The 23,302-nt window shown below is 70.1% G+C and carries 28 protein-coding genes, 1 tRNA gene and 1 riboswitch; of the genes, 18 read left to right on the top strand and 11 right to left on the bottom strand.

Features of this window, described 5'->3' with window-relative positions; translation table 11 throughout:
* The first annotated feature begins 276 nt into the window (after positions 1-276).
* Entirely contained in the window at positions 277-2,688 is a 2,412-nt protein-coding gene (locus ACZ7IF_RS27465; RefSeq protein ID WP_470976411.1) for an immune inhibitor A domain-containing protein, read from the top strand.
* Between the two features lie 112 nt (positions 2,689-2,800).
* Positions 2,801-3,103: a hypothetical protein gene (locus ACZ7IF_RS27460; RefSeq protein WP_470976408.1), complete on the top strand. Its 303-nt coding sequence runs from the start codon at positions 2,801-2,803 to the stop codon at positions 3,101-3,103.
* 6 nt (positions 3,104-3,109) lie between these two features.
* Here ACZ7IF_RS27460 and ACZ7IF_RS27455 read toward each other — a convergent pair whose 3' ends face one another.
* Both ACZ7IF_RS27455 and ACZ7IF_RS27450 read right to left on the bottom strand, forming a co-directional pair.
* Positions 3,110-3,694: a nicotinamidase gene (locus ACZ7IF_RS27455; RefSeq protein ID WP_470976406.1), complete on the bottom strand. Its 585-nt coding sequence runs from the start codon at positions 3,692-3,694 to the stop codon at positions 3,110-3,112.
* A gap of 339 nt (positions 3,695-4,033) precedes the next feature.
* Entirely contained in the window at positions 4,034-5,365 is a 1,332-nt protein-coding gene (locus ACZ7IF_RS27450) for a nicotinate phosphoribosyltransferase (protein WP_470976403.1), read from the bottom strand.
* Between the two features lie 81 nt (positions 5,366-5,446).
* On the opposite strand from ACZ7IF_RS27450, the gene clpS reads away from it, so the two are divergent.
* The 8 genes from clpS to ACZ7IF_RS27410 all read left to right on the top strand — a co-directional run bounded on the left by clpS (position 5,447) and on the right by ACZ7IF_RS27410 (position 10,810).
* Positions 5,447-5,761 (top strand): ATP-dependent Clp protease adapter ClpS, encoded by a 315-nt coding sequence (gene clpS / locus ACZ7IF_RS27445; RefSeq protein ID WP_470976400.1) that lies wholly within the window; start codon positions 5,447-5,449, stop codon positions 5,759-5,761.
* Entirely contained in the window at positions 5,761-6,363 is a 603-nt protein-coding gene (locus ACZ7IF_RS27440; protein ID WP_470976397.1) for a DUF2017 domain-containing protein, read from the top strand. The genes clpS and ACZ7IF_RS27440 overlap by 1 nt, the downstream gene beginning before the upstream one ends.
* A gap of 341 nt (positions 6,364-6,704) precedes the next feature.
* Positions 6,705-8,150 carry an amino acid permease gene (locus ACZ7IF_RS27435; RefSeq protein WP_470976394.1) on the top strand — a complete coding sequence of 482 codons (1,446 nt, stop codon included), beginning with the start codon at positions 6,705-6,707 and terminating at the stop codon, positions 8,148-8,150.
* A gap of 141 nt (positions 8,151-8,291) precedes the next feature.
* On the top strand, positions 8,292-8,714 hold the full coding sequence (locus ACZ7IF_RS27430; RefSeq protein ID WP_470976391.1) for a M67 family metallopeptidase: 423 nt from the start codon (positions 8,292-8,294) through the stop codon (positions 8,712-8,714).
* Positions 8,715-8,791: 77 nt separating this feature from the next.
* The gene (locus tag ACZ7IF_RS27425) at positions 8,792-8,899 is read left to right on the top strand and encodes a putative leader peptide (RefSeq protein ID WP_311736929.1); all 108 of its coding nucleotides are present in this window, start codon (positions 8,792-8,794) and stop codon (positions 8,897-8,899) included.
* Between the two features lie 82 nt (positions 8,900-8,981).
* Positions 8,982-9,260, top strand: coding sequence for a MoaD/ThiS family protein (locus ACZ7IF_RS27420; RefSeq protein WP_361597648.1), 279 nt, complete (start codon positions 8,982-8,984; stop codon positions 9,258-9,260).
* On the top strand, positions 9,260-10,210 hold the full coding sequence (locus tag ACZ7IF_RS27415) for a PLP-dependent cysteine synthase family protein (RefSeq protein ID WP_470976388.1): 951 nt from the start codon (positions 9,260-9,262) through the stop codon (positions 10,208-10,210). Before ACZ7IF_RS27420 ends, ACZ7IF_RS27415 begins: the two co-directional genes overlap by 1 nt.
* A gap of 174 nt (positions 10,211-10,384) precedes the next feature.
* Positions 10,385-10,810 carry a DUF7144 family membrane protein gene (locus ACZ7IF_RS27410; protein WP_470976386.1) on the top strand — a complete coding sequence of 142 codons (426 nt, stop codon included), beginning with the start codon at positions 10,385-10,387 and terminating at the stop codon, positions 10,808-10,810.
* 59 nt (positions 10,811-10,869) lie between these two features.
* Here ACZ7IF_RS27410 and ACZ7IF_RS27405 read toward each other — a convergent pair whose 3' ends face one another.
* Both ACZ7IF_RS27405 and ACZ7IF_RS27400 read right to left on the bottom strand, forming a co-directional pair.
* Positions 10,870-11,223: a DUF488 domain-containing protein gene (locus tag ACZ7IF_RS27405; RefSeq protein WP_470976383.1), complete on the bottom strand. Its 354-nt coding sequence runs from the start codon at positions 11,221-11,223 to the stop codon at positions 10,870-10,872.
* Positions 11,220-11,636, bottom strand: a complete 417-nt coding sequence (locus ACZ7IF_RS27400) for a hypothetical protein (protein ID WP_470976380.1) — start codon at positions 11,634-11,636, stop codon at positions 11,220-11,222. Before ACZ7IF_RS27400 ends, ACZ7IF_RS27405 begins: the two co-directional genes overlap by 4 nt.
* A gap of 195 nt (positions 11,637-11,831) precedes the next feature.
* Here ACZ7IF_RS27400 and ACZ7IF_RS27395 point away from each other — a divergent pair, with 195 nt between their 5' ends.
* A complete protein-coding gene (locus tag ACZ7IF_RS27395; RefSeq protein WP_470976378.1) occupies positions 11,832-12,584 on the top strand; it encodes an MBL fold metallo-hydrolase in 753 nt (250 codons plus the stop codon).
* Positions 12,585-12,698: 114 nt separating this feature from the next.
* Here the strand turns inward: ACZ7IF_RS27395 and ACZ7IF_RS27390 are convergent, their stop codons facing one another.
* The gene (locus tag ACZ7IF_RS27390; RefSeq protein WP_470976375.1) at positions 12,699-13,955 is read right to left on the bottom strand and encodes a PTS transporter subunit EIIC; all 1,257 of its coding nucleotides are present in this window, start codon (positions 13,953-13,955) and stop codon (positions 12,699-12,701) included.
* Between the two features lie 242 nt (positions 13,956-14,197).
* Positions 14,198-15,499 (bottom strand): PTS transporter subunit EIIC, encoded by a 1,302-nt coding sequence (locus ACZ7IF_RS27385; protein ID WP_470976372.1) that lies wholly within the window; start codon positions 15,497-15,499, stop codon positions 14,198-14,200.
* Between the two features lie 157 nt (positions 15,500-15,656).
* Here ACZ7IF_RS27385 and ACZ7IF_RS27380 point away from each other — a divergent pair, with 157 nt between their 5' ends.
* The 4 genes from ACZ7IF_RS27380 to rdgB all read left to right on the top strand — a co-directional run bounded on the left by ACZ7IF_RS27380 (position 15,657) and on the right by rdgB (position 17,893).
* On the top strand, positions 15,657-15,965 hold the full coding sequence (locus ACZ7IF_RS27380) for a PTS sugar transporter subunit IIB (RefSeq protein WP_469114350.1): 309 nt from the start codon (positions 15,657-15,659) through the stop codon (positions 15,963-15,965).
* Positions 15,966-16,060: 95 nt separating this feature from the next.
* Positions 16,061-16,795, top strand: coding sequence for a ribonuclease PH (rph, locus tag ACZ7IF_RS27375; protein ID WP_361597624.1), 735 nt, complete (start codon positions 16,061-16,063; stop codon positions 16,793-16,795).
* A gap of 100 nt (positions 16,796-16,895) precedes the next feature.
* The gene (locus ACZ7IF_RS27370) at positions 16,896-17,282 is read left to right on the top strand and encodes a hypothetical protein (RefSeq protein ID WP_470976368.1); all 387 of its coding nucleotides are present in this window, start codon (positions 16,896-16,898) and stop codon (positions 17,280-17,282) included.
* A gap of 8 nt (positions 17,283-17,290) precedes the next feature.
* Positions 17,291-17,893, top strand: coding sequence for an RdgB/HAM1 family non-canonical purine NTP pyrophosphatase (gene rdgB / locus ACZ7IF_RS27365; protein ID WP_470976365.1), 603 nt, complete (start codon positions 17,291-17,293; stop codon positions 17,891-17,893).
* A 60-nt stretch (positions 17,894-17,953) separates the two neighbouring features.
* Here rdgB and ACZ7IF_RS27360 read toward each other — a convergent pair.
* The 4 genes from ACZ7IF_RS27360 to bcp all read right to left on the bottom strand — a co-directional run bounded on the left by ACZ7IF_RS27360 (position 17,954) and on the right by bcp (position 19,527).
* Positions 17,954-18,037: transfer RNA gene (locus ACZ7IF_RS27360), tRNA-Leu, on the bottom strand.
* Positions 18,038-18,079: 42 nt separating this feature from the next.
* Positions 18,080-18,229, bottom strand: a complete 150-nt coding sequence (locus tag ACZ7IF_RS27355; protein WP_470976589.1) for a hypothetical protein — start codon at positions 18,227-18,229, stop codon at positions 18,080-18,082.
* Positions 18,230-18,362: 133 nt separating this feature from the next.
* A complete protein-coding gene (locus tag ACZ7IF_RS27350) occupies positions 18,363-18,926 on the bottom strand; it encodes a hypothetical protein (RefSeq protein ID WP_470976362.1) in 564 nt (187 codons plus the stop codon).
* A 133-nt stretch (positions 18,927-19,059) separates the two neighbouring features.
* Positions 19,060-19,527, bottom strand: a complete 468-nt coding sequence (gene bcp, locus ACZ7IF_RS27345) for a thioredoxin-dependent thiol peroxidase (RefSeq protein ID WP_469114344.1) — start codon at positions 19,525-19,527, stop codon at positions 19,060-19,062.
* A gap of 116 nt (positions 19,528-19,643) precedes the next feature.
* Between bcp and ACZ7IF_RS27340 the strand changes: the two genes are divergently transcribed.
* The 3 genes from ACZ7IF_RS27340 to ACZ7IF_RS27330 all read left to right on the top strand — a co-directional run bounded on the left by ACZ7IF_RS27340 (position 19,644) and on the right by ACZ7IF_RS27330 (position 20,839).
* Complete coding sequence (locus ACZ7IF_RS27340; protein ID WP_007264333.1) at positions 19,644-19,961, top strand: DUF3618 domain-containing protein; 318 nt, start codon at positions 19,644-19,646, stop codon at positions 19,959-19,961.
* Positions 19,962-20,018: 57 nt separating this feature from the next.
* Positions 20,019-20,360: a GroES family chaperonin gene (locus ACZ7IF_RS27335; RefSeq protein ID WP_079427293.1), complete on the top strand. Its 342-nt coding sequence runs from the start codon at positions 20,019-20,021 to the stop codon at positions 20,358-20,360.
* A 46-nt stretch (positions 20,361-20,406) separates the two neighbouring features.
* Positions 20,407-20,486: riboswitch (guanidine-III (ykkC-III) riboswitch) on the top strand.
* Between the two features lie 32 nt (positions 20,487-20,518).
* Positions 20,519-20,839: a DMT family transporter gene (locus tag ACZ7IF_RS27330; RefSeq protein WP_030158619.1), complete on the top strand. Its 321-nt coding sequence runs from the start codon at positions 20,519-20,521 to the stop codon at positions 20,837-20,839.
* A 6-nt stretch (positions 20,840-20,845) separates the two neighbouring features.
* Here ACZ7IF_RS27330 and ACZ7IF_RS27325 read toward each other — a convergent pair whose 3' ends face one another.
* On the bottom strand, positions 20,846-23,275 hold the full coding sequence (locus ACZ7IF_RS27325; protein WP_470976360.1) for a transglycosylase domain-containing protein: 2,430 nt from the start codon (positions 23,273-23,275) through the stop codon (positions 20,846-20,848).
* Positions 23,276-23,302 lie beyond the last annotated feature (27 nt).

Raw genomic sequence — 23,302 nt, 5'->3', positions numbered from 1 at the left:
TGTCGGGGCACGGAGGGGCGCACGACGTCGCACGCCCGGTCGCGGGACCCGGCAACCGGAGGCGTTCGCCCCGGATGGGACCGTATGGCGACGGAACGTCCGAATAGCGGAACTCGCTGACCGCATAGTGCAGTTGTAAGGAAGAAGTCAAGGTCTGTCTTTTCTTTAGACTCTCCGGTCAAATGTCGTCACTTGAGACGCGCGCCGCGCGGAACCCCCCACTCCTACGGAGATGTTCCGACCTACGTCGCGGCCGCGGGAGGGGAACGACATCAAGTGACCGGAAACTCCACCAGGCGTCGCGCGCTGCGCGCCGCCGCCGTCGGCGTGACCTTGGCCGCGACCGCGGCCACCGGCGCCTTCTTCACCACGGCCCAGGCCACCACCGCTTGGGGCGACGCCCCGGCCGCGGACAAGCAGGACCCGAGCTCCCCCGCGAAGGAGCAGGTCCAGCACAACCTCGAAACCCCGTTCAGCAAGCAGAACGCGCAGGCGCGCGAGGCCGCCCTTGACCAGGTGCTGGCGGGCAAGAAGAACGTCGAGCAGCGCGGCGCCTCGAAGGTCGTCAAGCTCGACGACAAGAAGTACGTCGAGCTGGGCCGCGAGAAGACCGACAAGATCTTCACGATCCTCGTCGAGTTCGGCGACCAGGTCGACAGCACGACCATGTTCGACCCGGACGGCCCCGAGGGTCCGAAGCCGGCCGAGCCGAAGTTCGGCGGCACCCCCGGTCCGCTGCACAACACGATCGAGCAGCCCGACCGCGCGAAGAACAACAGCACGGCCTGGCGCAAGGACTTCAGCCGCGACTACTTCCAGGACCTGTACTTCGGTACCGGCCAGGGCAAGAACTCGCTGAAGACCTACTACGAGAAGACCTCCTCGGGCCGCTACTCGGTCGACGGTGAGGTCGCCGACTGGGTCAAGGTCCCGTACAACGAGGCCCGTTACGGCTCGAACTTCTGCGGCCAGACCAACTGCTCCAACGTGTGGGACACCGTCCGCGACGGCGTCACCGCGTGGACGGAGGCCCAGAAGAAGGCCGGCAAGACCGACGCCCAGATCAAGGCCCAGCTGGCGCAGTACGACCAGTGGGACCGCAACGACTTCGACGGCGACGGCAACTTCAACGAGCCCGACGGCTACATCGACCACTTCCAGATCGTCCACGCGGGCGAGGACGAGTCGGCCGGCGGCGGCGTGCAGGGCAAGACGGCGCTGTGGGCGCACCGCTGGTACGCGTACGGCACCGACGTCGGCAAGACCGGCCCGGCCGACAACAAGGCCGGCGGTACCCAGATCGGCGACACCGGCATCTGGGTCGGCGACTACACGATGCAGCCGGAGAACGGCGGCCTCGGCGTCTTCGCGCACGAGTACGGCCACGACCTCGGCCTGCCGGACCTCTACGACACCTCCGGTGGCGGCGAGAACTCGGTCGGCTTCTGGTCCCTGATGTCCGCGGGCTCCTGGCTCGGCCAGGGCAAGGACTCCATAGGCGACCTCCCGGGCGACATGACCGCCTGGGACAAGCTCCAGCTGGGCTGGCTGAACTACGACCAGGCCAAGGCCGCGACGAAGTCCACCCACAAGCTGGGTGTGGCGGAGTACAACACCAAGGACAAGCAGGCGCTGGTCGTCGAGCTGCCGAAGAAGCAGGTCAAGACCGACATCGTCGCTCCCGCCGAGGGCTCCTCGCAGTGGTGGAGCCAGATGGGTGACGACCTCAAGAACACCCTGACCCGCTCGGTCGACCTGACCGGCAAGAAGTCCGCCGCCCTCTCCCTCAAGGGCTGGTGGGACATCGAGGCCGACTACGACTTCCTCTACACCGAGGTGTCCACGGACGGCGGCGCCACCTGGAACGCGCTGGCCGGCACCGCCGACGGTGCGGCCATCCCGGCCGACGCCTCCGGCAGCCCGTCGCTGACCGGTGCCTCCGGCGCCTGGAAGTCCCTGAACTTCCCGCTGGACGCCTACGCGGGCAAGAAGGTCGACCTCCGCTTCCGCTACCAGACGGACGGCGGCGCGGGCGGCAAGGGCTTCACGGCCGACGCCGTCACCCTGACCGCGGACGGCGCCGCGCTGTTCACCGACGGCGCCGAGAACGGCGACAACGGCTGGACCGGCAAGGGCTTCGAGCGGATCGGCGCGGGCTTCACCAAGGAGTACCCGCAGTACTACATCGCGGAGAACCGCCGCTACGTCTCGTACGACTCCACCCTCAAGGTGGGCCCGTACAACTTCGGCTGGGCCAACACCAAGCCGGGCTGGGTCGAGCACTACCCGTACCAGGACGGCCTGCTGATCTGGCTGTGGGACAAGTCCCAGAAGGACAACAACACCAGCCAGCACCCGGGCCAGGGTCTGATCCTGCCGGTCGACGCCAACGCCAAGCCGATGAAGTGGTCGGACGGCACCCTGCTGCGGAACAAGATCCAGCCGTACGACGCCACGTTCAGCGCGTACTCCACGGACGCGTTCACCCTGCACAACAAGGGCGAGTCGCTCTTCGTCAAGCCGAAGCCCGCGAACCTGGTCTTCGACGACCACAAGGGCAAGTACTACTACGACGAGAACCCGACCGGCTCGGTGAAGGTCACTGACACCAACACCAAGATCAAGATCGCGAAGGAGACCTACGACGGTCTCCAGATGACGATCGAGGTCGGCCCCGCCGCCAAGTAATTCGGTAAATCCGCAGGTCAAAGCATGATCGGCCGTCGCCCTCTAGCGGGCGGCGGCCGATCGCGTTTAGATGCGGGGGCGACTGTTCTTATTGACGGGGGAGCTGAAGATCATGCCCGGTGGAGGTTTCGTCAGATTGCCAGGCGGCAGCGTGGTGGTCGCGCTCACGCTGCCGAGGCCGTCCGGCGACGGCGGCGACGTGCGCGTGCTGGTGCACGCCGTGAACCGGGCCCGCGCCCTGACCAGGCTGCGGAACCTCGGGATGCGGGCCGTGTACCTGAGGGGCAACGCACAGCCCCCCACCCCGGACGAGGTCACCGCCGTCCTCCACCACCCCGACGGCCTGCTGTGGCGCGGGGCCCCGGACGCCGCACAGGAACTCTGGCACCCGATCCGCGCCCTCCTGGGCCGCTGAGGGGGCTCAGCCGCCCACGAGGGTGACTCCGGCCGCCCGGAGCTCCTCCAGCGCCTTCTCGGTGGTGTGGGGGGCCACGGCGGCCGTCAGGTCCAGCAGCACGCGGGTGGTGAACCCGGCGCGGGCGGCGTCGACGGCGGTGGCCTTCACGCAGTGGTCGGTGGCGATGCCGACCACGTCGACCTCGCTCACGTGGCGCTCGCGCAGCCACTGGGCCAGTCCCTGGCCGTTCTCGTCGGTGCCCTCGAAACCGCTGTACGCGGCCTCGTGGGCACCCTTGTCGAAGACGGCGGCGACCGCCCCGGAGGCGACGGCGGGGGCGAAGTTCGGGTGGAACCCGACGCCCTCGGTCCCGGCGACGCAGTGCACCGGCCAGGACGTCTCGTAGTCCGGCTCGGCAGGGGGCCGCGCGAAGTGGGACCCGGGGTCGACGTGGTGGTCCCGCGTCGCCACGACGTGCCGGTAGCCGGGGGTGGTCTGCCCGATCAGCTCCGTGATCGCGGCGGCGACGTCGGCCCCGCCGGTGACCGCGAGGCTGCCGCCCTCGCAGAAGTCGTTCTGTACGTCGACGACGATCAGTGCGCGGTGCATGTCGCGTGTCCTTAGGTAGACGGTGATGTACGGCGGGACCCTGCGGGGGCTCTTCCCCCGGCCTCCCGCAGCTCAAGCCCCGGCGGGCCCGCGTTCTGTTCCGCGCGGGGCACCGCTGCGCGGGGCCGCTACCCCTACCGGCCCTTCCCGCGCTTTCAGCCTCGCCGGCGACTGAGGCGCGGGCGCGGTAGCGCAGTGCTCCGAGCCGCGCCGGCGACCGAGTCGGGCCCGGCCCCGCCCGGCGGGCCTGCGGACGGAGCCCGGCGCAGCGGGCCGGAGCCCGGGAGACCCGCCAGGGCCGAGTGGCGCGAGGGCCGCGTCAAGAAGGGCGGCGGCGCGTCAGGAAGGCGTCTCGGTCGGGAGCACGGCCTCGCCGCGGGAGAGCTGGGTCGCCGAGAGGGGCAGCCCGGCCCTGGCCGCCCGGTGGCGGTCGCGGGCGGCCTCCAGCGGCTCGCGGGCCACCACCTCGCCCGCCTTCACCAGCTGCACCAGCAGCTGCGAGTCGGCCAGCGCGGTCGGCACCGGCCCGGTGCCGACGACCTCGGCCTCCGCGACCCCCTCGGAGTCCCGCCGGCGCGCCGCCCACTTGCGGCCGCCGACGGAGGTCTTGCCGCCCGTGGACTTCTTCGCCACCGGCACCAGCGGCGCCTTCGGGTCGCCCGAGGCCGCCCGTGCGACCAGCTTGTAGACCATCGAGCACGTCGGGTGGCCGCTGCCGGTCACCAGCTGGGTGCCCACCCCGTACGCGTCCACCGGCGCCGCCGCCAGCGAGGCGATGGCGTACTCGTCCAGGTCGGAGGTGACCACGATCCGGGTGCGCGTCGCGCCCAGCTCGTCCAGCTGCTGCCGCACCCGGTGCGCGACCAGCAGCAGGTCGCCGGAGTCGATGCGCACCGCGCCCAGGTCCGTCCCGGCGATCTCGACGGCCGTCCGTACGGCCTCCGCGACGTCGTAGGTGTCCACCAGCAGGGTGGTCCCGCTGCCCAGCGAGGCCACCTGCGCGGTGAAGGCGTCCCGCTCGGTGTCGTGCACCAGCGTGAAGGCGTGGGCCGAGGTCCCGACCGTCGGGATCCCGTAGCGGAAGCCGGCCGCCAGGTCCGAGGTGGAGGCGAAGCCGCCCACGTACGCGGCCCGCGAGGCCGCGACCGCCGCCAGCTCGTGCGTCCGGCGCGCCCCCATCTCGATCAGCGGGCGGTCGCCCGCGGCCGAGGCCATCCGGGAGGCGGCCGCCGCGATGGCGGAGTCGTGGTTGAGGATCGAAAGGATCACGGTCTCCAGCAGCACGCACTCGGCGAAGCTGCCCTCGACCCGCAGGATCGGCGACCCGGGGAAGTAGACCTCCCCCTCCGGGTACCCCCAGATGTCACCCGAGAAGCGGTACGACGCCAGCCAGTCCAGCGTCCGCATGTCGACGACGGCCCGCTCCCGCAGGAACTCCAGCACCGCGCTGTCGAAGCGGAAGTTCTCCACGGCGTCCAGGACGCGCCCGGTCCCGGCCACCACCCCGTAGCGCCGCCCCTCGGGCAGCCGCCGGGTGAAGACCTCGAAGACCGAGCGGCGTTCGGCGGTGCCGTTGGCCAGCGCTGCCTGCAGCATCGTCAGCTCGTAGTGATCCGTGAAGAGCGCTGTCGACGGCACGTCCACCGGCAGGCCCAGGTCCGCAGGGTTCATGTCACGGATGCTAGCGCACATCTCGTCAAAGTGACGAGATGTAGGGGCCGGTTTGTGCGACCGGCCCGTCACAGTGGCAGCATGGGACAAGTGAGTGTTGCTCCTATTGAGATCGAACGCACCGAATCGGCCGAGGAGACCTTCGCGGTCCCCGAACCGGACGTCCCGTGGGTGACCCTGGTGCACAACGACCCGGTCAACCTCATGAGCTACGTGACGTACGTGTTCCAGGCCTACTTCGGCTACCCCAAGGACAAGGCGACCAGGCTGATGCTCGACGTCCACAACAAGGGCAGGGCGGTCGTCTCCAGCGGCACCCGGGAGGAAATGGAACGCGACGTGCAGGCCATGCACGGCTACGGGCTCTGGGCGACCCTCTCGCAGGACCGCTTCTGATGGGCGGCGTGTTCGAGCCCCTTGAGGGCGGCGGGGCCGCGGTGGCCCTGGACGAGATCGAGATCTCCATCCTGCGCTCGCTGGCCGTGCAGCTGCTGGAGCTGATCGGCCCCGGCGAGCCGGAGCCCGCCGCGGACGCCGATCCGCTGGCGGTGCTGTTCGCCTCCGACGGCCCCACCGAGCCCCCGTCCGACCCGGCGCTGGCCCGGCTCTTCCCCGACGCCTACGGGGGCCCCGGCGGCGCGGGCTCCGGGGAGGACCCGGAGGAGCTGCGGGCCCACTCGGCGGAGTTCCGCCGCTTCACCGAGAACGACCTGCGCACCCGCAAGCGGGAGGACGCGCTGGCCGTCGTACGCAGCCTCGACTCCCTCACCCCGGCCGGTGACGGGGTGGCGGTGCTGGAGCTGACCGGCGAGCTGCCGCTGCGCTGGCTCGGCGCGCTCAACGACCTCCGGCTGACCATCGCGGCCCGGCTCGACATCACCGAGGACGACGAGAGCGCGGTGCTGTTCCGGCTCCCGGACGACGACCCGCGCAAGCCGATGGTGATGGCGTACCTCTGGCTGGGCGGCCTCCAGGAGACGCTCATCGAGACCCTCTGACGGAGGCCGTCCGCCCCGCGGACGTCAAGGGCACGTGAGTGTTCGCTCAGCGGACGCTCAAATCCGGATAACGATCAGATCACCGCCATGCGGTGATCTGATGCATTTCCGCCGCCATGTCCTGATATTGCCGTGCCCTGTGCCGCTTTTCCGCCCTTTCTCCCGCCCGCGAGCACGTGATAGATCTTCACGATCGCCGACGGGACGCCACCCATGTCCCCCGGCCCGCTTGAACCGGCTGACCGCCGGCGTGCAACTCCATCCGTATCCGGGGGGATCGAGGAAACCCGATCCGCAGCCGTTCGAGGCGCGGGTCGGCGTGGAGAAAGGCGCACCAAGACATGACCTCTGTGCAGGTCGAGCAGCACGACAGGACGCCCGGCGAGGGCGGTCAGGGCGAGGGCGACGGGGAGGGTTACCACCGGGCGCTCGGAGCCCGCCAGATCCAGATGATCGCGATCGGCGGAGCCATCGGCACCGGCCTGTTCCTGGGCGCGGGCAAGGCGATCTCGAAGGCCGGGCCGAGCCTGATCCTGGCCTACGCCATCGCCGGACTGGTCATCTTCTTCATCATGCGGGCCCTGGGCGAACTGCTCATGTACCGGCCCGTCTCCGGTTCCTTCTCGGACTACGCCCGCGAGTTCCTGGGCCCGTTCTGGGGCTACGCGACCGGCTGGACCTACTGGCTGTTCTGGGTGGTCACCGGCATCACCGAGGTCACCGCCGCCGCGAAGTACATGTCGTACTGGACCAACGATAGCTTCCCGCAGTGGGCGTACGCGCTGATCTTCACCGTGATCCTCTACGCCGCCAACCTGATCTCCGTGAAGCTCTTCGGCGAGCTGGAGTTCTGGTTCTCCATGGTCAAGGTCACCGCCATCGTCGGCATGATCCTGATCTGCGCCGGCATCCTCACCATCGGCTTCTCCGACGCCGCCGCGACCGCCTCCGTCTCCAACCTGTGGAACGACCGCGGCTTCTTCCCCAACGGCATCGGCGAGACGCTGATGACCCTGCAGATCGTGATGTTCGCCTTCCTCGCGGTCGAGCTGGTCGGCGTCACCGCCGGCGAGTCCAAGGACCCCGCGAAGACCCTGCCCAAGGCCATCAACACCGTGCCGTGGCGCATCGCCGTCTTCTACGTCGGCGCGCTCATCATGATCATGTCGGTCATCCCGTGGTCCAACTTCAAGGCCGGCGAGAGCCCCTTCGTCCTCGCCTTCGAGAAGATGGGCCTCGGCATCGGCGCCGCGATCGTCAACTTCGTCGTGCTGACCGCCGCCCTGTCCTCCTGCAACTCGGGCATGTACTCCACCGGCCGCATGCTGCGCGACCTCGCGCTCAACGGCCAGGGCCCGAAGTTCTTCACCAAGCTCACGAAGAACGGCACCCCGCTGGCCGGCACCACCTTCTCCGCCGCACTCATGCTGGTGGGCGTCTGGATCAACTACGTCGCCCCGGGCAAGGCCTTCGACTACGTCGTCTCCTTCGCCACCATCTCCGGCATGTGGGCCTGGATCATGATCCTGGTCTGCCAGATCCGCTACCGCGCCAAGGCCGACCGCGGCGAGCTGCCGGGGTCCGCCTTCCGCGCCCCCGGCGCCCCGTGGACCAGCTGGTTCGCCCTGCTGTTCATCGGCATGGTCATCGTGATGATGGGCGTCGACAAGGATTCCCGCGTCTCGCTGTACTGCGCCCCGCTGTGGGGTCTGATCCTGGGCGTCTCCTACCTGGTCCTGAAGGCCCGCAACCCGCAGGGCGCCGCCTTCAACAAGGTCACCCGCTGACCGGCTGAACGTGGTTCCCGGCCGCCTGCCGCGGCCGGGAACCCGCACCCGGGCCCTGCGCCCAAGGCGACGTGTCCACCATTCGGGCCCTCTCGTACCACTCCTCGGTACGGGAGGGCCCGTCTGTTTATCCTGTGGCTCATGCTGACCCTCACCCAGGCCCTGTACGACCAGATCGTGGAGCACGCCCGCAAGGACCACCCGGACGAGGCGTGCGGCGTCGTGGCCGGCCCGGCGGGCGCCGGCCGCCCCGAGCGGTTCATCCCGATGCTCAACGCGGCCCGGTCGCCCACGTTCTACGAGTTCGACTCGAAGGATCTGCTCAAGCTCTACCGCGAGCTCGACGACCGGGACGAGGAGCCCGTGATCGTCTACCACTCGCACACCGCCACCGAGGCCTACCCCTCGCGCACGGACGTCACGTACGCGAACGAGCCCGGCGCGCACTACGTCCTCGTCTCCACGGCCGACCAGGACGGCCTCGGCGAGTTCCAGTTCCGCTCCTACCGGATCGTCGACGGCGTGATCACGGAGGAAGAAGTGCAGGTCGTGGCCGCCTACTGACCACCATGTGAGCCGTCGGCGTCCACGATGCGGGATCACACTCCAAACACGGGACCGGGAATCGTTAACATGACCGCATGGTTTCCCACGACGTGAGCATCGAGACGCCCGGCAGGCTGCTGCTCGTGGCGCGGCTGCACGTCGACCTGTGCCGCCTCGCCAGCGCCATCTGTCCTGCCGCCTGAGCACCGGGCCCCTTCCGCGCGGGGGCTGCACGAACGCGCGCCCGCACACTTCTTCGCCCCCTTCACGACACTGGAGCCCGCCATGGCCATCGAGGTCCGCATCCCGACCATCCTCCGCACCTACACCGACGGCGAGAAGGCCGTGAACGGCGAGGGCGCCACCCTCTCCGAGCTGTTCGCGGACCTGGAGACCCGTCACAAGGGCATCGAGGAGCGCATCGTCGACGGCGGCCAGCTGCGCCGCTTCGTGAACGTCTACCTCAACGACGAGGACGTCCGCTTCCTCGACGGCATCTCCACCGCCCTCAAGGACGGCGACAGCGTCACCATCCTCCCGGCCGTGGCCGGCGGCTCGAAGTAATGCGCTACGACTCCCCGCTCGCGGCGGTCGGCAACACCCCGCTCGTGCGCCTGCCGCGGCTGTCCCCCTCGCAGGACGTCCGGATCTGGGCCAAGCTGGAGGACCGCAACCCGACCGGCTCGATCAAGGACCGCCCCGCGCTCCACATGGTCGAGCAGGCGGAGAAGGACGGCCGCCTGTACCCCGGCTGCACCATCCTGGAGCCCACCTCCGGCAACACGGGCATCTCGCTCGCGATGGCCGCGAAGCTCAAGGGCTACCGGATCGTGTGCGTGATGCCGGAGAACACCTCGCAGGAGCGCCGCGACCTTCTCGCGATGTGGGGAGCCGAGATCATCTCGTCGCCGGCCGCGGGCGGTTCGAACACCGCGGTGCGGGTGGCGAAGGAACTGGCGGAGCAGAACCCCTCCTGGGTGATGCTCTACCAGTACGGCAACCCGGACAACGCGGGCGCCCACTACGCCACCACCGGCCCGGAGATCCTCGCCGACCTCCCGTCGATCACCCACTTCGTGGCGGGCCTGGGCACGACCGGCACCCTCATGGGCGTCGGCCGCTACCTGCGCGAGAACGTCCCCGGGGTGAAGATCGTCGCCGCCGAGCCGCGCTACGACGACCTCGTCTACGGCCTGCGCAACCTCGACGAGGGCTTCGTCCCCGAGCTGTACGACGCCTCGGTGCTCACCACCCGCTACTCGGTGGGCTCGGCCGACGCGGTGACCCGCACCCGTGAACTCCTCCAGCAGGAGGGCATCTTCGCGGGCGTCTCCACCGGAGCCGCGCTGCACGCGGCGATCGGCGTGGGCCGCAAGGCGGTCGCCGCCGGGGAGTCCGCCGACATCGTCTTCGTCGTGGCCGACGGCGGCTGGAAGTACCTGTCGACCGGCGTCTACACGGCGGCGACCACCGAAGAGGCCATCGAGGTCCTCCAGGGCCAGCTCTGGGCCTGAGGCCCGTACGCACGGCACGCACGGAACGCACCGGACGCCGCCGGACCCGCAGCACGCGGGTCCGGCGGCGTCGGCGTTTGACGGTTCACCCGTTCGGCCCCCTCGGGGTCGCCCGCCCCGCCCCGCGCGCGCACGCTCGGTACCGACCGGTTCCCCCAGCAGGAAGGTGGCGACATGACCACCACCCCGGGCAGTACCACCCCCCAGGGCAGGACCACCCCCAACGCCTGGGCCACCGGCGGTTCGACCTTCGCCGGTGTCCTGATGGCAGTCAACGGCGTATTCAGCGTCTTCGAGGGCATCGCCGCCCTCGCCAAGGACGAGGTGTACCTGCCGGTCGGCGACTACACCTTCAAGTTCGACCTCACGGCCTGGGGCTGGATCCACCTGATCCTCGGCGTCATCGTCTTCGCCGTCGGCGTCGGGATCCTCAAGGGCGCCCAGTGGGGCCGGGCCGCCGGCGTCGTCCTGGCCGCCATCTCGGTGATCTTCCACTTCCTGTGGCTGCCCTACCAGCCCCTGTGGGCGCTCATCGCGATCGCCATCGGGGTGTTCGTCATCTGGGCCCTGTGCACGGAGCGGCCCGTCGCCCACGTCTGACCCCGCCCCCGCCGTCCGTTCCGCCCCCGCCGCACACCCGCGGCGGGGGCGGAACGCGCTCACGCGCCGCCGCCCAGCAGCTCCGCGATCACCGCCGCATGGCTGTGGTCCGGGTCCTTGACCGCCGTCAGCAGCGTCACCGGGCCCGCCGCCGCCAGCTCACGCAGCCGGTCCAGGCCGTCCCGCGCCCCGGGGGCCGCCAGCTCCGCCTCGTACCTCCGACGGAACTCCTCGGGCGAACCGCCCGCGTGGAACCACTTCCGCAGCTCCGCCGACGGCGTCACGTCCCGCGGCCACTCGTCCACCGCGGCCGCCTCCTTCGACAGCCCGCGCGGCCACAGCCGGTCCACGAGCACCCGCACGCCGTCCGCCCCCGGCTCGGGGGGATCGTAGACCCGCCGCAGCCGGATCACTGCGCACCGCCTGCCAGCCCCTTGGCCTCGTCCCACAACACCGGGTCCAGCGTCCCCACCAGCGTGCGGAACTCCCACAGCGACACCTCCTCGGGCCGGTCCGCCTCCAGGAAGCCGCCCCGCCCGTGCCACCCGGCCATCCCCGGCGGCAGCGGGATCACCCCTGCCCGCCGGTCGTCGTACTTCCCGGCGACCCACGCCACCCGCGCCCGCTCCCGGTGCGCCCGTACCGCCAGCACCAGGCAGGTCCGGCCGTCCGCCAGCCGCCACAGCTCACCCGGCCGCACCCGCGGCGGCGGCGCCTGCCCGTGGGGCGGGGGCGCCACCGCCACCGCCGTGGCCCGCCGGGGGAGCAGCACCACCACCGCCACGGCGACCGCCGCCAGTACGGCGGGCCACCACGACGTGTCCATATTCCGACCGTAGCCGCGCACGCGGCCCCCGGCGCGGCAACGCCCGCGCCCCTCGTCGCTCCCCTGGGTGACACCACAGGTGATTCCCCCCACAACGGCCCGCCGCGGAGGAGCGACCGGAGGTTTCGCGCCTTACGCTCGACCCACGCACGGCCCGCATTCCGTCCACGGACCGTCCCCGGAGGTTCACGCTCCATGAAGCTCACCGTCGTCGGCTGTTCGGGGTCCTTCCCGGCCGCGGATTCGGCATGTTCGAGCTATCTCGTCGAGGCCGACGGCTTCCGGCTGCTCCTCGACATGGGCAACGGCTCCCTCGGCGCGCTCCAGCGCCACTGCGGTCTCTACGACCTCGACGCGATCTTCCTGAGCCACCTGCACGCCGACCACTGCATCGACATGTGCGCGTACTTCGTCGCCCGCTACTACCGGCACGAGGGCGGCCGCTGCGGAACCATCCCCGTCTACGGTCCCGAGGGCACCGAGCAGCGCCTGACCACGGCGTACGAGGACGTCCCGGACGAGCGCTCGATGAGCGAGGTCTTCGACTTCCGCACCCTGAAGTCCGCCGTCTTCGAGATCGGCCCGTTCACCGTCCGCACGGAGAAGGTCTGCCACCCGGTCGAGTCGTACGGCATCCGCGTCGAGCACGGCGGGCGCGTGCTGGCGTACTCCGGTGACACCGGGGTCTGCCCCGAGCTGGGGATGCTGGCGGAGGGCGCCGACCTGTTCCTGTGCGAGGCCTCCTTCACGCACGGCAAGGAGGACATCCCGGACCTCCACCTCAACGGCCGCGAGGCCGGCGAGTACGCGCGCGACGGCCGGGTCGGACGGCTCGTGCTGACGCACATCCCGCCGTGGACGGACGCCGCGCAGAACCTGGCGGACGCCCGCGCGGTCTACGACGGCCGGGTCGACCTCGCGCACGCGGGCGCCGTGTACGAGGTCTGATCCTCAGGAGTACGCCGAGAACGACGGAGCCCCCGCCCTCCCTTCCGGGAGAGCGGGGGCTCCGTCGCGTAGTTGCCGCCTACGAAACCGCGGGGCCTGCGGGGGCCGCCGGCCTTACTTGGCCTCGGCCTTGGCCAGCTCGGCGAGCTCCTCGTCGGACTCGCGGCCCGGGGTGGGGAGGTTCCACTTGGTGATCGCGAAGCGGAAGATCGCGTAGTAGAGGGCCGCGAAGCACAGGCCCACCAGGACGAGCATCCACGGCTTGGTCGCGATGCCGAGGTTGAGGAAGAAGTCGATCGCGCCGGCGGAGAAGCCGAAGCCGTCCTTCATGCCGAGCGCCCAGGTCAGGGCCATGGACACACCGGTCAGGACCGCGTGGACCGCGTACAGCGCCGGGGCGATGAACATGAAGGTGAACTCGATCGGCTCGGTGACACCGGTGACGAACGCGGTGAGCGCGAGGGAGAACATCATGCCGCCGACGACCTTGCGGCGCTCGGGGCGGGCGCAGTGGACGATCGCGAGGCAGGCCGCCGGGAGGGCGAACATCATGATCGGGAAGAAGCCGGTCATGAACTGTCCGGCGCTCGGGTCGCCGGCGAGGAAGCGGCCGATGTCGCCGCTCTTGCCGTTGTACTCGCCCGCCTGGAACCACGGGAAGGAGTTGAGCAGGTGGTGCATGCCGACCGGGATCAGCGCGCGGTTGGCGACACCGAAGATGCCCGCGCCGACGGCGCCGGAGCCGACCAGCCACTCACCGAAGCCGTGGATGCCCTTGCCGAGCACCGGCCAGATCAGACCGAAGACGATGCCGATGAACAGGCCCGCGAAGGCGGAGAGGATCGGGACCAGGCGGCGGCCGCCGAAGAAGCCCGCCCAGTCCGGCAGCTTGGTCCGGTAGAACTTCTGGTAGAGCAGGGCGACGACGATGCCCATCACGACACCGCCGAGGACCTTGGCGTCCACGGGCGCCTCGACCATGGCGATCTTGCCGTCGACCACCTTGGCGACCTTCGGCAGGCTCGGGTCGGTGAAGGTGGCGAGCACCTTCTGGAAGACCAGGTAACCGGTGACGGCGGCCAGGGCCGTCGAGCCGTCGGCCTTCTTGGCGAAGCCGATCGCGATGCCGACGGCGAACAGCAGCGCCATGTTGCCGATGATCGCGTCACCACCGGCCGCCATGTAGGTGGCGATCTTGTTGATGAAGTCCGGGAGCGACGCCTTGCCGAGCATGTCGTCCTGGCCGAGGCGGATGAGCAGAGCGCCGGCCGGCAGCACGGCAACGGGGAGCATGAGGCTCCGGCCGATGCGCTGCATGACGGCCATCACGCCAGCGCCCTTCTTCTTCTCCGCAGCGGTCGCTGTGGACATGGGTTCCTCCAGAGGACAAGGCGCTGCCTGGGGACATGGAAAATGGGGGTGGCGGCGTCTCGGAAATGGGGGACCACTGGCTGCTCGGCAGCTGCATGGTCTACACCATTGGGTGGTGTAGACCAGTTGTAGCACGGTCGGGGTTAGATAAGGAACCTTCGATTTTGTGTGGCCTGCGCCACAGGACGAAGGGCCTCCGGATCGCTGGATCCGAAGGCCCTGGCCTTGTGTCACAAGGGGCGCTACGCCTTGGTGTTCTCCGCCTGCATCACGGCGATCTCCTCGTCCGACTCCCGCCCCGGGGTCGGGATGTCCCACCTGGTGATCGCGAAGCGGAACACCGCGTAGTAGACGACCGCGAACCCCAGCCCGATGGGGATGATCAGCCACGGCTTGGTCGCCAGACCCCAGTTGATGACGTAGTCGATCAGACCGGCCGAGAAGCTGAACCCGTCGTGCACCCCCAGCGCCCACGTCACCGCCATCGACACGCCCGTCAGCACCGCGTGGACCACGTACAGCGCCGGCGCCACGAAGAGGAAGGAGTACTCCAGCGGCTCCGTGATCCCCGTGACGAACGAGGTCAGGCCCACCGACAGCATCAGCCCGCCCACCTCCTTGCGCCGCTGCGGCTTCGCACAGTGCGTGATCGCCAGCGCCGCCGCCGGCAGGGCGAACATCATGATGGGGAAGAAGCCGGAGAGGAACAGGCCCGCATCCGGATCGCCCGCCAGGAACATGTTGATGTCCCCGTGCACCGTCGCCCCGTCCGGCTTGGTGTAGCTGCCGAACTGGAACCACACCGGCACGTTCAGGAACTGGTGCAGGCCGATCACCAGCAGCGCCCGGTTCGCTACGCCGAAGATGCCCGCACCCCAGGCGCCCAGCCCCACCAGCCAGTCCGAGAAGCTCTCCAGCGCGTCACCGACCGGCGGCCAGATCCACAGGCACAGCGCCGCGAACACGATCGCCACGAACGACATGATGATCGGCACGAGCCGCCGCCCGTTGAAGAAGCCGAGCCAGTCCACCAGCTTCACCCGGTGGTAGCGCTGCCAGAACCAGGCCGCCAGCAGACCCATCACGATGCCGCCGAACACCCCCGGATTCTGGTACGCGTACCCGGCGAAGGTGTCCGTGGGCGTCAGGCAGCCGCCCCCGACGTCCTTCGTCCCGGACGGGCACGGCTTCGGGAACGCGTGCAGCACCCCCCGGTACACGAGGAACCCCGCCACCGCCGCCAGCGCCGTCGAACCGTCCGCCTTCTTGGCCATGCCGATCGCGACACCCACGCAGAACAGCAGCGGCAGCCCGAGGTCGGCGTCCAGCAGCGCCCCGCCCGCCCCGGCCATCACCTTGGCGACCGCGCTCCAGTCCAGACCGTCCTTGCCGAACACGTCCGGCTGCCCGAGCCGGTTCAGGATGCCCGCCGCGGGCAGCACCGCGATCGGCAGCTGAAGGCTGCGCCCCATCTTCTGCAGCCCCTGGAACAGTCCGTTCCACCACTGCTTGCGCGGCACCGCCGCCGCGCTGCTCGCACTCATCCGCGTCCTCCCTCGACCGGCCCGTTTTGGCAGTCGCAGTACGTGCGGCACACTGGTGTAGACCAGTTGTGGGCAGGCTGCTGCTGATCGTCATCCTTCGGCAGGGGCCGGGCTCACGCTCGCGCAGATAGGCCAACCGTGAGCGACCTGAGCTACCGTGACAAAGCGGACGCAGCGGGTAGCCGGGCACGGCCGCAGAGACTCGTTCTTCGAACCACTCAGGGAGAAACACATGGCCACCAAGGCTGAGAAGATCGTCGCCGGGCTCGGCGGCATCGACAACATCGAAGAGGTCGAGGGCTGCATCACCCGCCTGCGCACCGAGGTCGCCGACCCCTCCCTCGTCGACGAAGCCGCCCTCAAGGCCGCCGGCGCCCACGGCGTCGTCAAGATGGGCACCGCCATCCAGGTCGTCATCGGCACCGACGCCGACCCGATCGCCGGCGAGATCGAAGACATGATGTGAGCTGAGCCCAGCGCTCGGCAGGCAGTACGAGGACCCCGTACCGGGCACACCGGACGGGGTCCACGCGTACCCCCGCACCGACTAGGCTCACAGCCATGTCTCGCATCGACGGCCGCACGCCCGAACAGCTCCGCCCGGTCACCATCGAACGCGGATGGAGCAAGCACGCCGAGGGCTCCGTCCTCATCTCCTTCGGAGACACCAAGGTCTTCTGCACCGCCTCCTTCACCGAAGGCGTCCCGCGCTGGCGCAAGGGCAGCGGCGAAGGCTGGGTCACCTCCGAATACTCGATGCTGCCCCGCTCCACCAACACCCGCGGCGACCGCGAATCCGTCCGCGGCAAGATCGGCGGCCGCACCCACGAGATCTCCCGCCTCATCGGCCGCTCGCTCCGCGCCGTCATCGACTACAAGGCCCTCGGCGAGAACACCATCGTCCTGGACTGCGACGTCCTCCAGGCCGACGGCGGCACCCGTACCGCCGCCATCACCGGCGCCTACGTCGCCCTCGCCGACGCGGTCGCATGGGGCCAGAAGAAGAAGCTCATCAAGGCCGGCCGCAAGCCCCTCACCGGCACCGTCGCCGCCGTCTCCGTCGGCATCGTCGACGGCGTCCCGCTCCTCGACCTCTGCTACGAGGAGGACGTGCGCGCCGAGACCGACATGAACGTCGTCTGCACCGGCGACGGCCGCTTCGTCGAGGTCCAGGGCACCGCCGAGGGCGAGCCCTTCGACCGCAAGGAACTCAACGCGCTCCTCGACCTCGCCGCCGGCGGCTGCGCCGACCTGGAGGCCCTCCAGCTCGGCGCCCTGGACCTCCAGGTCCCCTAGCAACCACCGGGCGCGGGCACGCGTCTACGCAGGTACGGGCGCACGGTGTCACCACCGTGCGCCCGTCCACGCATCCGAGCCTTTCCGGGGGGACCGATCCATGAAGCCGAAACTCCGCATCGCCGCCATCGCACTGGCCGCGACCCTCACCGTCCCGGCCGTGACCAGCTGCGACGCCATCTCCACCGCCATGGACTGCGCCAACACCGCCGTCGCCATCGCGGACAGCGTCAACAACCTCCAGCAGGCCGTCTCCAACGCGGGCAACAGCATCCAGGACACCCAGAACGCGCTCGACCAGGTCGACACCAACCTCAAGAAGATCAAGGACACGACGGGCAACGCCGACCTCGGCAAGGCCGTCGACTCCATGAGCACGGCCGTCAAGAACGTCCGCACCGCCGTCAACAACGGCGACACCACCCCCGACGTCAAGCCCGTCGCCGACGCCGCCGCCGAGATCTCCAAGGTCTGCACCCCGGGATAATGGGGACCATGACCCGCCTGATCCTCGCGACCCGCAACGCGGGCAAAGTCAGCGAGCTCCGCGCCATCCTGTCCGCCGCCGGCCTGCCGCACGAGCTGGTCGGCGCGGACGCGTACCCCGAGATCCCCGACGTCAGGGAAACCGGCGTCACCTTCGCCGAGAACGCCCTCCTGAAGGCCCACGCCCTGGCGCGGGCCACCGGCCACCCCGCCATCGCGGACGACTCCGGCCTGTGCGTCGACGTCCTGAACGGCGCCCCCGGCATCTTCTCCGCCCGCTGGGCGGGCGCCCACGGCGACGACCGCGCCAACCTCGAACTGCTGCTGGCCCAGCTGGGCGACATCGCCGACGAGCACCGCGGCGCCCACTTCTTCTGCGCCGCCGCCCTGGCCCTCCCGGACGGCACCGAACGCGTCGTCGAGGGCCGCCTCCTGGGCACCCTCCGCCACACCCCGGTCGGCGGCGGCGGCTTCGGCTACGACCCGATCCTCCAGCCCCTGGGCGAGACCCGCACCTGCGCTGAGCTGACGGCGGACGAGAAGAACGCCATCTCCCACCGCGGCCAGGCCTTCCGCGGCCTGATCCCGGTCCTGCGGGAGCTGCTGGGCTGAGGCCGGGCCGACGTGCCGAAGGCCCCGTACGCGGATGCGTGTACGGGGCCTTCGTGTCGGTGCGGTCGGAGGGACTCGAACCCTCAAGGGATTTCTCCCACAACTACCTAAAAGTTGCGTGTAGGCCAATTCCACCACGACCGCGACTAACCGGCCAATTCGGACATTGGTCCTGGCCGGCTGCGGTCAGTCTACGACTGCGGGGGGCCGGCGGGCGACATCATTGCGGCGACGGCTTCCGCGGCACCAGGTGTCCGTCAACGCATGGCAATTGGGGCACAGGTAGCGGAGGTTCTCGCGCCGGTTGTCGAGCCGGTCGCCGCTGATGTGGTCGATCTGAAGGGTGATCGGCTGTCCCGGCCGTTCGCCGGGATTCCCGCACGTGGCGCAGGTGTAAGGGTGCCGGCTTCTTGTAGGGCCCGGTGCAGTTGGCTGCGGTTGGTCCGGGGGGAGCCCTCGGGAAGCACGGTCAGTGCGCCGGATGCGACGGGTCGGCGCGTCGTCGTCGGGGCTGCCCAGTGCGCCGCTTGAAATGGCTGACGTCGAGTCCGAGTTGAGTGACGCGCCGCCGCACCCGGCGATGGTTGACGTCGTTCACTTCGAGATCGAGGGCCCGCATCAGGTCGGCGAAGCTGGTCACTTCCCGAACGGCGGCGCGGACGGCCTCCTCCGGGATGGCCCGGCGGGAGTTGCGGAAGTGGGCAGTGTCGATGCCGTGCTCTTTCGGCATCCTTCCGAGTGCGGCGCGGGACCGGCTGTCGTCGGGGACGCCCAGGGCGCGAGCCGTTCCGCGGATGCTGTCGGCGGAGCCCGCTGCCGCGGCGAGTTCCGCGGGAGTGAACGGCAGCTCGACGCGACCCCGTTCCACAGCCGGGAAGTGGCTGGTGTCGATCCCGTAGAGGGTGACCTTTTCCCGGAGCGCGCGCCGCCGCCCGCCGCTCTCCTTCAGGCCGAGGCGCCGCATCGGATCGGCCCGGCCCGTCGATGCGGCTGCTGCCGCGGCCAGTGTGCCCCGCGCGTACGGGTCGGTCATGACTCCCCCGTCCCGGCCGTGTGTTCCGGCCTCGTATGGGCTAACGAACCGATATGCGGAGCGTTACGTGCGATAAACGGAAAGCCCCGCACCACTTCTGGTGCGGGACTTCGCGGGGTGGGGCCGGGCGGGGTCAGATGGCCAGGTCCTTGATGATCTTCGCAACGTGGCCGGTGGCCTTGACGTTGTAGAAGGCGTGCTCGACCTTGCCCTCCTCGTCCACGACCACCGTGGAGCGGATGACCCCGGTGACCGTCTTGCCGTACAGCTTCTTCTCGCCGAAGGCGCCGTACGCCGTCAGGGTCTCCTTCTCCGGGTCCCCGACCAGGGTGACCTTCAGGTGCTCCTGCTCGCGGAACTTCGCCAGCTTCTCCGGCTTGTCCGGGGAGACGCCGATGACGTCGTAGCCGGCCGTGGCCAGGACGTCCAGGTTGTCCGTGAAGTCGCAGGCCTGCTTGGTGCAGCCCGGCGTCAGGGCCGCCGGGTAGAAGTACACGATCACCTTCCGGCCCTTGTGGTCGGCCAGCGAGACCTCGTTGCCGTCCGCGTCGGGCAGGGTGAAGGCGGGGGCGATGTCGCCCGGCTGGAGTCGCTCGCTCATGTCAGTGCTCTCCTCGGGAGGGGATCCGTACGGCATGAGCCTAAGCTGACTTAGCTGACAGACTGTCCATGACGGATCAAGCCCACAGACGACGAAACGACGACGGAGGCAGCGCGGTGCCGGAAGCCAGGACCCCCGCACAGATCGAGGCGGACATCGTCCGCCGCCGCGAGCAGCTCGCCGAGACGCTCGACGAGATCGGCGTGCGCATGCACCCGCAGACGATCATCGGGGACGCGAAGGCCCGGGTCGCCTCGGCGGTGGACCACACGGCCGGCCGCGCCTTCGTCGCCGTGAACCGGCTCGTCACCGACGTGAAGGACGGTCTGCGCCACGAGGACGGCGCCCCGCGCTTCGAGCGGATCGTACCGGTCGCGCTCCTCGCGGTCGGCGTGGTGGGGCTGCTCGTGGCCTCCTCGCGCCGCAAGCGGTGACGCCGCGGTGACGACCCTCCGGCTTACAGGGCGGACGGCGGCAGGTAGGTTCAGGTCGTGAGCGAGAACACCACCCACGACAAGCTGCCCATCCGCATGCTCCACGACCGCGTGCTCGTGAAGTCAGACACGCCCGAGGGAGAGAGGCGCTCCGGCGGCGGCATCCTGATTCCGGCGACGGCCGCGGTGGGCAAGCGGCTCGCCTGGGCCGAGGTGGTCGCGGTCGGACAGAACGTGCGCAGCGTCGAGCCCGGCGACCGCGTGCTGTACGACCCGGAGGACCGTGCCGAGGTCGAGGTGCGCGGGGCGACGTACGTGCTGATGCGCGAGCGGGACCTGCACGCCGTGGCCGCGGAGCGGCTGGAGGGGTCCAAGGACTCCACCGGGCTGTATCTCTGAGGTTCGGATCTGCGAAAGGGCCGGTGACCAGCGTCACCGGCCCTTTCGTGTGCCCTTTGCTACGGTGGGGCGGAACCCCCGACGAGACGCGCCGTACCGGGTAGCAGGACGCAAAGACGACGCACCCCCGTTTCCGTCTCGTCCCGGAGGTGCCTGTCATGGCCTGGGTTCTTCTTCTCGTCGCCGGTCTGCTGGAGGTCGGCTGGTCGATCGGCATGAAGTTCACGGAGGGCTTCACCCGGCTGTGGCCGTCCGTGTTCACCGGTGCCGGCATCGTCGCCAGCATGGTGCTGCTGTCGTACGCGGCGAAGACCCTGCCCATCGGTACGGCGTACGGCGTGTGGGTGGGCATCGGCGCGGCCGGGGCGGCCGTGCTCGGGATGGCGGTGCTGGGGGAGCCCGTCACCGCCGCCCGGATCTTCTTCATCTGTCTGCTGCTGGTCGCGGTGGTGGGTCTGAAGGCCACCTCCGGGCACTGATCACCCTCATTCGAGGAAGTGTGACGGCGGGCGGCGGCCCTGGGTGGTGCCGCCGTTCGTCTGGCCGCCGGTGGTCTCGCCTCCGGTGGTCTGGCCGCCCGTCGTCTCGCCTCCGGTGGTCTGGCCGCCGTTCGTCTGGCCCCCGTTGGTCTGGCCGCCCGTCGTCTCGCCCCCCGTGGTCTGGCCCCCGTTGGTCTGGCCGCCCGTCGTCTCGCCTCCGGTGGTCTGGCCCCCGTTGGTCTGGCCGCCGTTCGGCGGGGTCGGCGGGGTGGGCGGTCCCGGCGGGGTCGGCCGGTCGGGGCGCTGCCACGGCGGGCGGCTGCCCTCGGGCTGCTGGGGGGTGGTGGGCTGGACCGGCGGGGGCGGCGGGAGCTGGGCCGCGCCCGGCTGGAGCTCCAGGTCGAAGTCCTCGGGGTCCGCGGCCTCCAGGGCCGTCTTGGTGTAGGCGGCCCAGATCCGGGCGGGGTAGCCGCCGCCGCCGAGGCGGGCCTCGCCGAGCGCCCCGTACAGGGACTGGAGGGTGCCGGTGTCGGGGTCCTGCCCCATCACCGAGACCACCGTGACCAGGTCGGGGGTGTACGCCGCGAACCAGGCCGCGCGGTCCAGCTCGGCGGTGCCCGTCTTGCCGGCGGCCGGGTGGCCGGCGGCCAGGGCCTCCGTACCGGTGCCGTTGTCGACGACGCTGACCAGCATGGAGGTGGTCGTGTCGGCGGCTTCGCGGCTGACGGCCTGGCGGGGGGTGCGGTCGGGGAGGTGGATGTCGTCGCCGTCCTTGGAGATCTTCTCCAGGAAGGTGTACGGGGTGTACCGGCCGTGGTCGGCGAGGGTCGCGTAGGCCTGGGTCATGTCCACGACGCTGGCCTGCATGGTGCCGAGGGCCATGGCCGGGCCGACGACGAGGTTCGGGGTGTTCTCGGGGATGCCGAGGTCGATGGCGGTCCGCTTCACCTTCTCGGTGCCGACGTCCACGACCATCTGGGCGAAGACGGTGTTGACGGAGAGGTCGGTGGCGGTGTTGACGGTGATGTCCCCGTACGACTGCTGGCCCTCGTTCTCGGGGGCGTAGGGGATCCGGGTGCCGACGACGCGGCGCTTGTTGTCGCCGTTGTAGATGGTGTTCGGGGTGATCCGGCGGCCGTCCTGGGTGCGGGAGTCGTTCTGGACGGCCGAGGCGAAGACGAACGGCTTGAAGGTGGAGGCGACCTGGTAGTCGTGCCGGGTCGCGTTGTTCACGTACTGCTTGGTGTAGTCGATGCCGCCGTAGAGGGCGACGACCTTGCCGGTGGCCGGGTCGATGGAGGCCCCGCCGGCCCGGACCACGCGGTCCGCCGGGCGTGCCTGCGGGTCGAGCTTGTCCATCAGCTGCTTCTGGACGGCGTCGACGAAGGCGGTCTGGCGGCGCTTGTCGATGGTGGTGGTGATCCGGTAGCCGCCTTCGGCGAGGGTCTTGTCGTCGAGGATCTTGTGTTCGGCGATGTAGTCCTTGACGGCTTCGACGAGGTAGCCGCGCTGCCCGGAGAGGCCGGCGGCCGCGCGGACCTTGCCGGGCTCGGGGAACTGCACGGCGGTGCGCTCCCCGGCCGTCATCCACTTCTTCTTGACCATGCCGTCGAGCACGTAGTTCCAGCGGGCGACGGCGCGGTCGCGGCTCTGGGGGTGGGAGACGACGTCGAAGGCGCTGGGGGAGTTGAGGAGGGTGGCGAGGTAGGCGCCTTCGGCGGGGGTCAGTTTGTTGACGTCCTTGCCGTAGTAGGCCTGGGAGGCGGCCTGGATGCCGTAGGCGTTGCGGCCGAAGTAACTGGTGTTCAGGTACCCCTCCAGGATGTAGTCCTTCGACTTCTCGCGACCGAGTTTGATCGCGATGAAGAACTCCTTGACCTTCCGTTTGATCGTCTGTTCCTGGCCCAGGTAGTAGTTCTTGACGTACTGCTGGGTGATGGTCGAACCGGACTGCGTGCCCTTGCCGGTCGCCGTGTTCCAGGCGGCGCGGACCATCGCCTTGGGGTCCACCGCCCGTTCGGAGTAGAAGTCCCGGTCCTCTGCGGCCAGTACGGCCTCCTGGACGCCCCGGGGTACCTGCGACAGCGGGACGTTGACGCGGTTGACCTCGCCGTCGCGGGCGAGCTGGGAGCCGTCGGCGTAGAGGTACACGTTGGACTGGGCGGTGGCGGCGGCGTTGGCCGGCGGGATGTCGACCAGCAGGTAGCCGGCGACGAGCGCGCCGCCGATCAGCAGGGCGACCAGCAGCAGGGTGCCGACGACCATGCGCCAGGTGGGCAGGAAGCGGCGCCATCCGGTGCGCCGCGGGCGGGCCTTGGGGCCCTTGCCCCCGTCGGCGGGGCGGGCCGCGGCCGGGCCTGACGGGCCTGCCGGGGGTCGGTCCGGGGTGTCCGGGTCACGAGGGGTCCAGCCCGTTGGTGGTGACTGGTCGCTCATCGCCGGGGCTCCTCGGGGCCGTCTGAA

The sequence above is a fragment of the Streptomyces sp. NPDC037421 genome (assembly GCF_055602105.1).
This window is presented reverse-complemented; position numbering and strand designations above follow the sequence as displayed.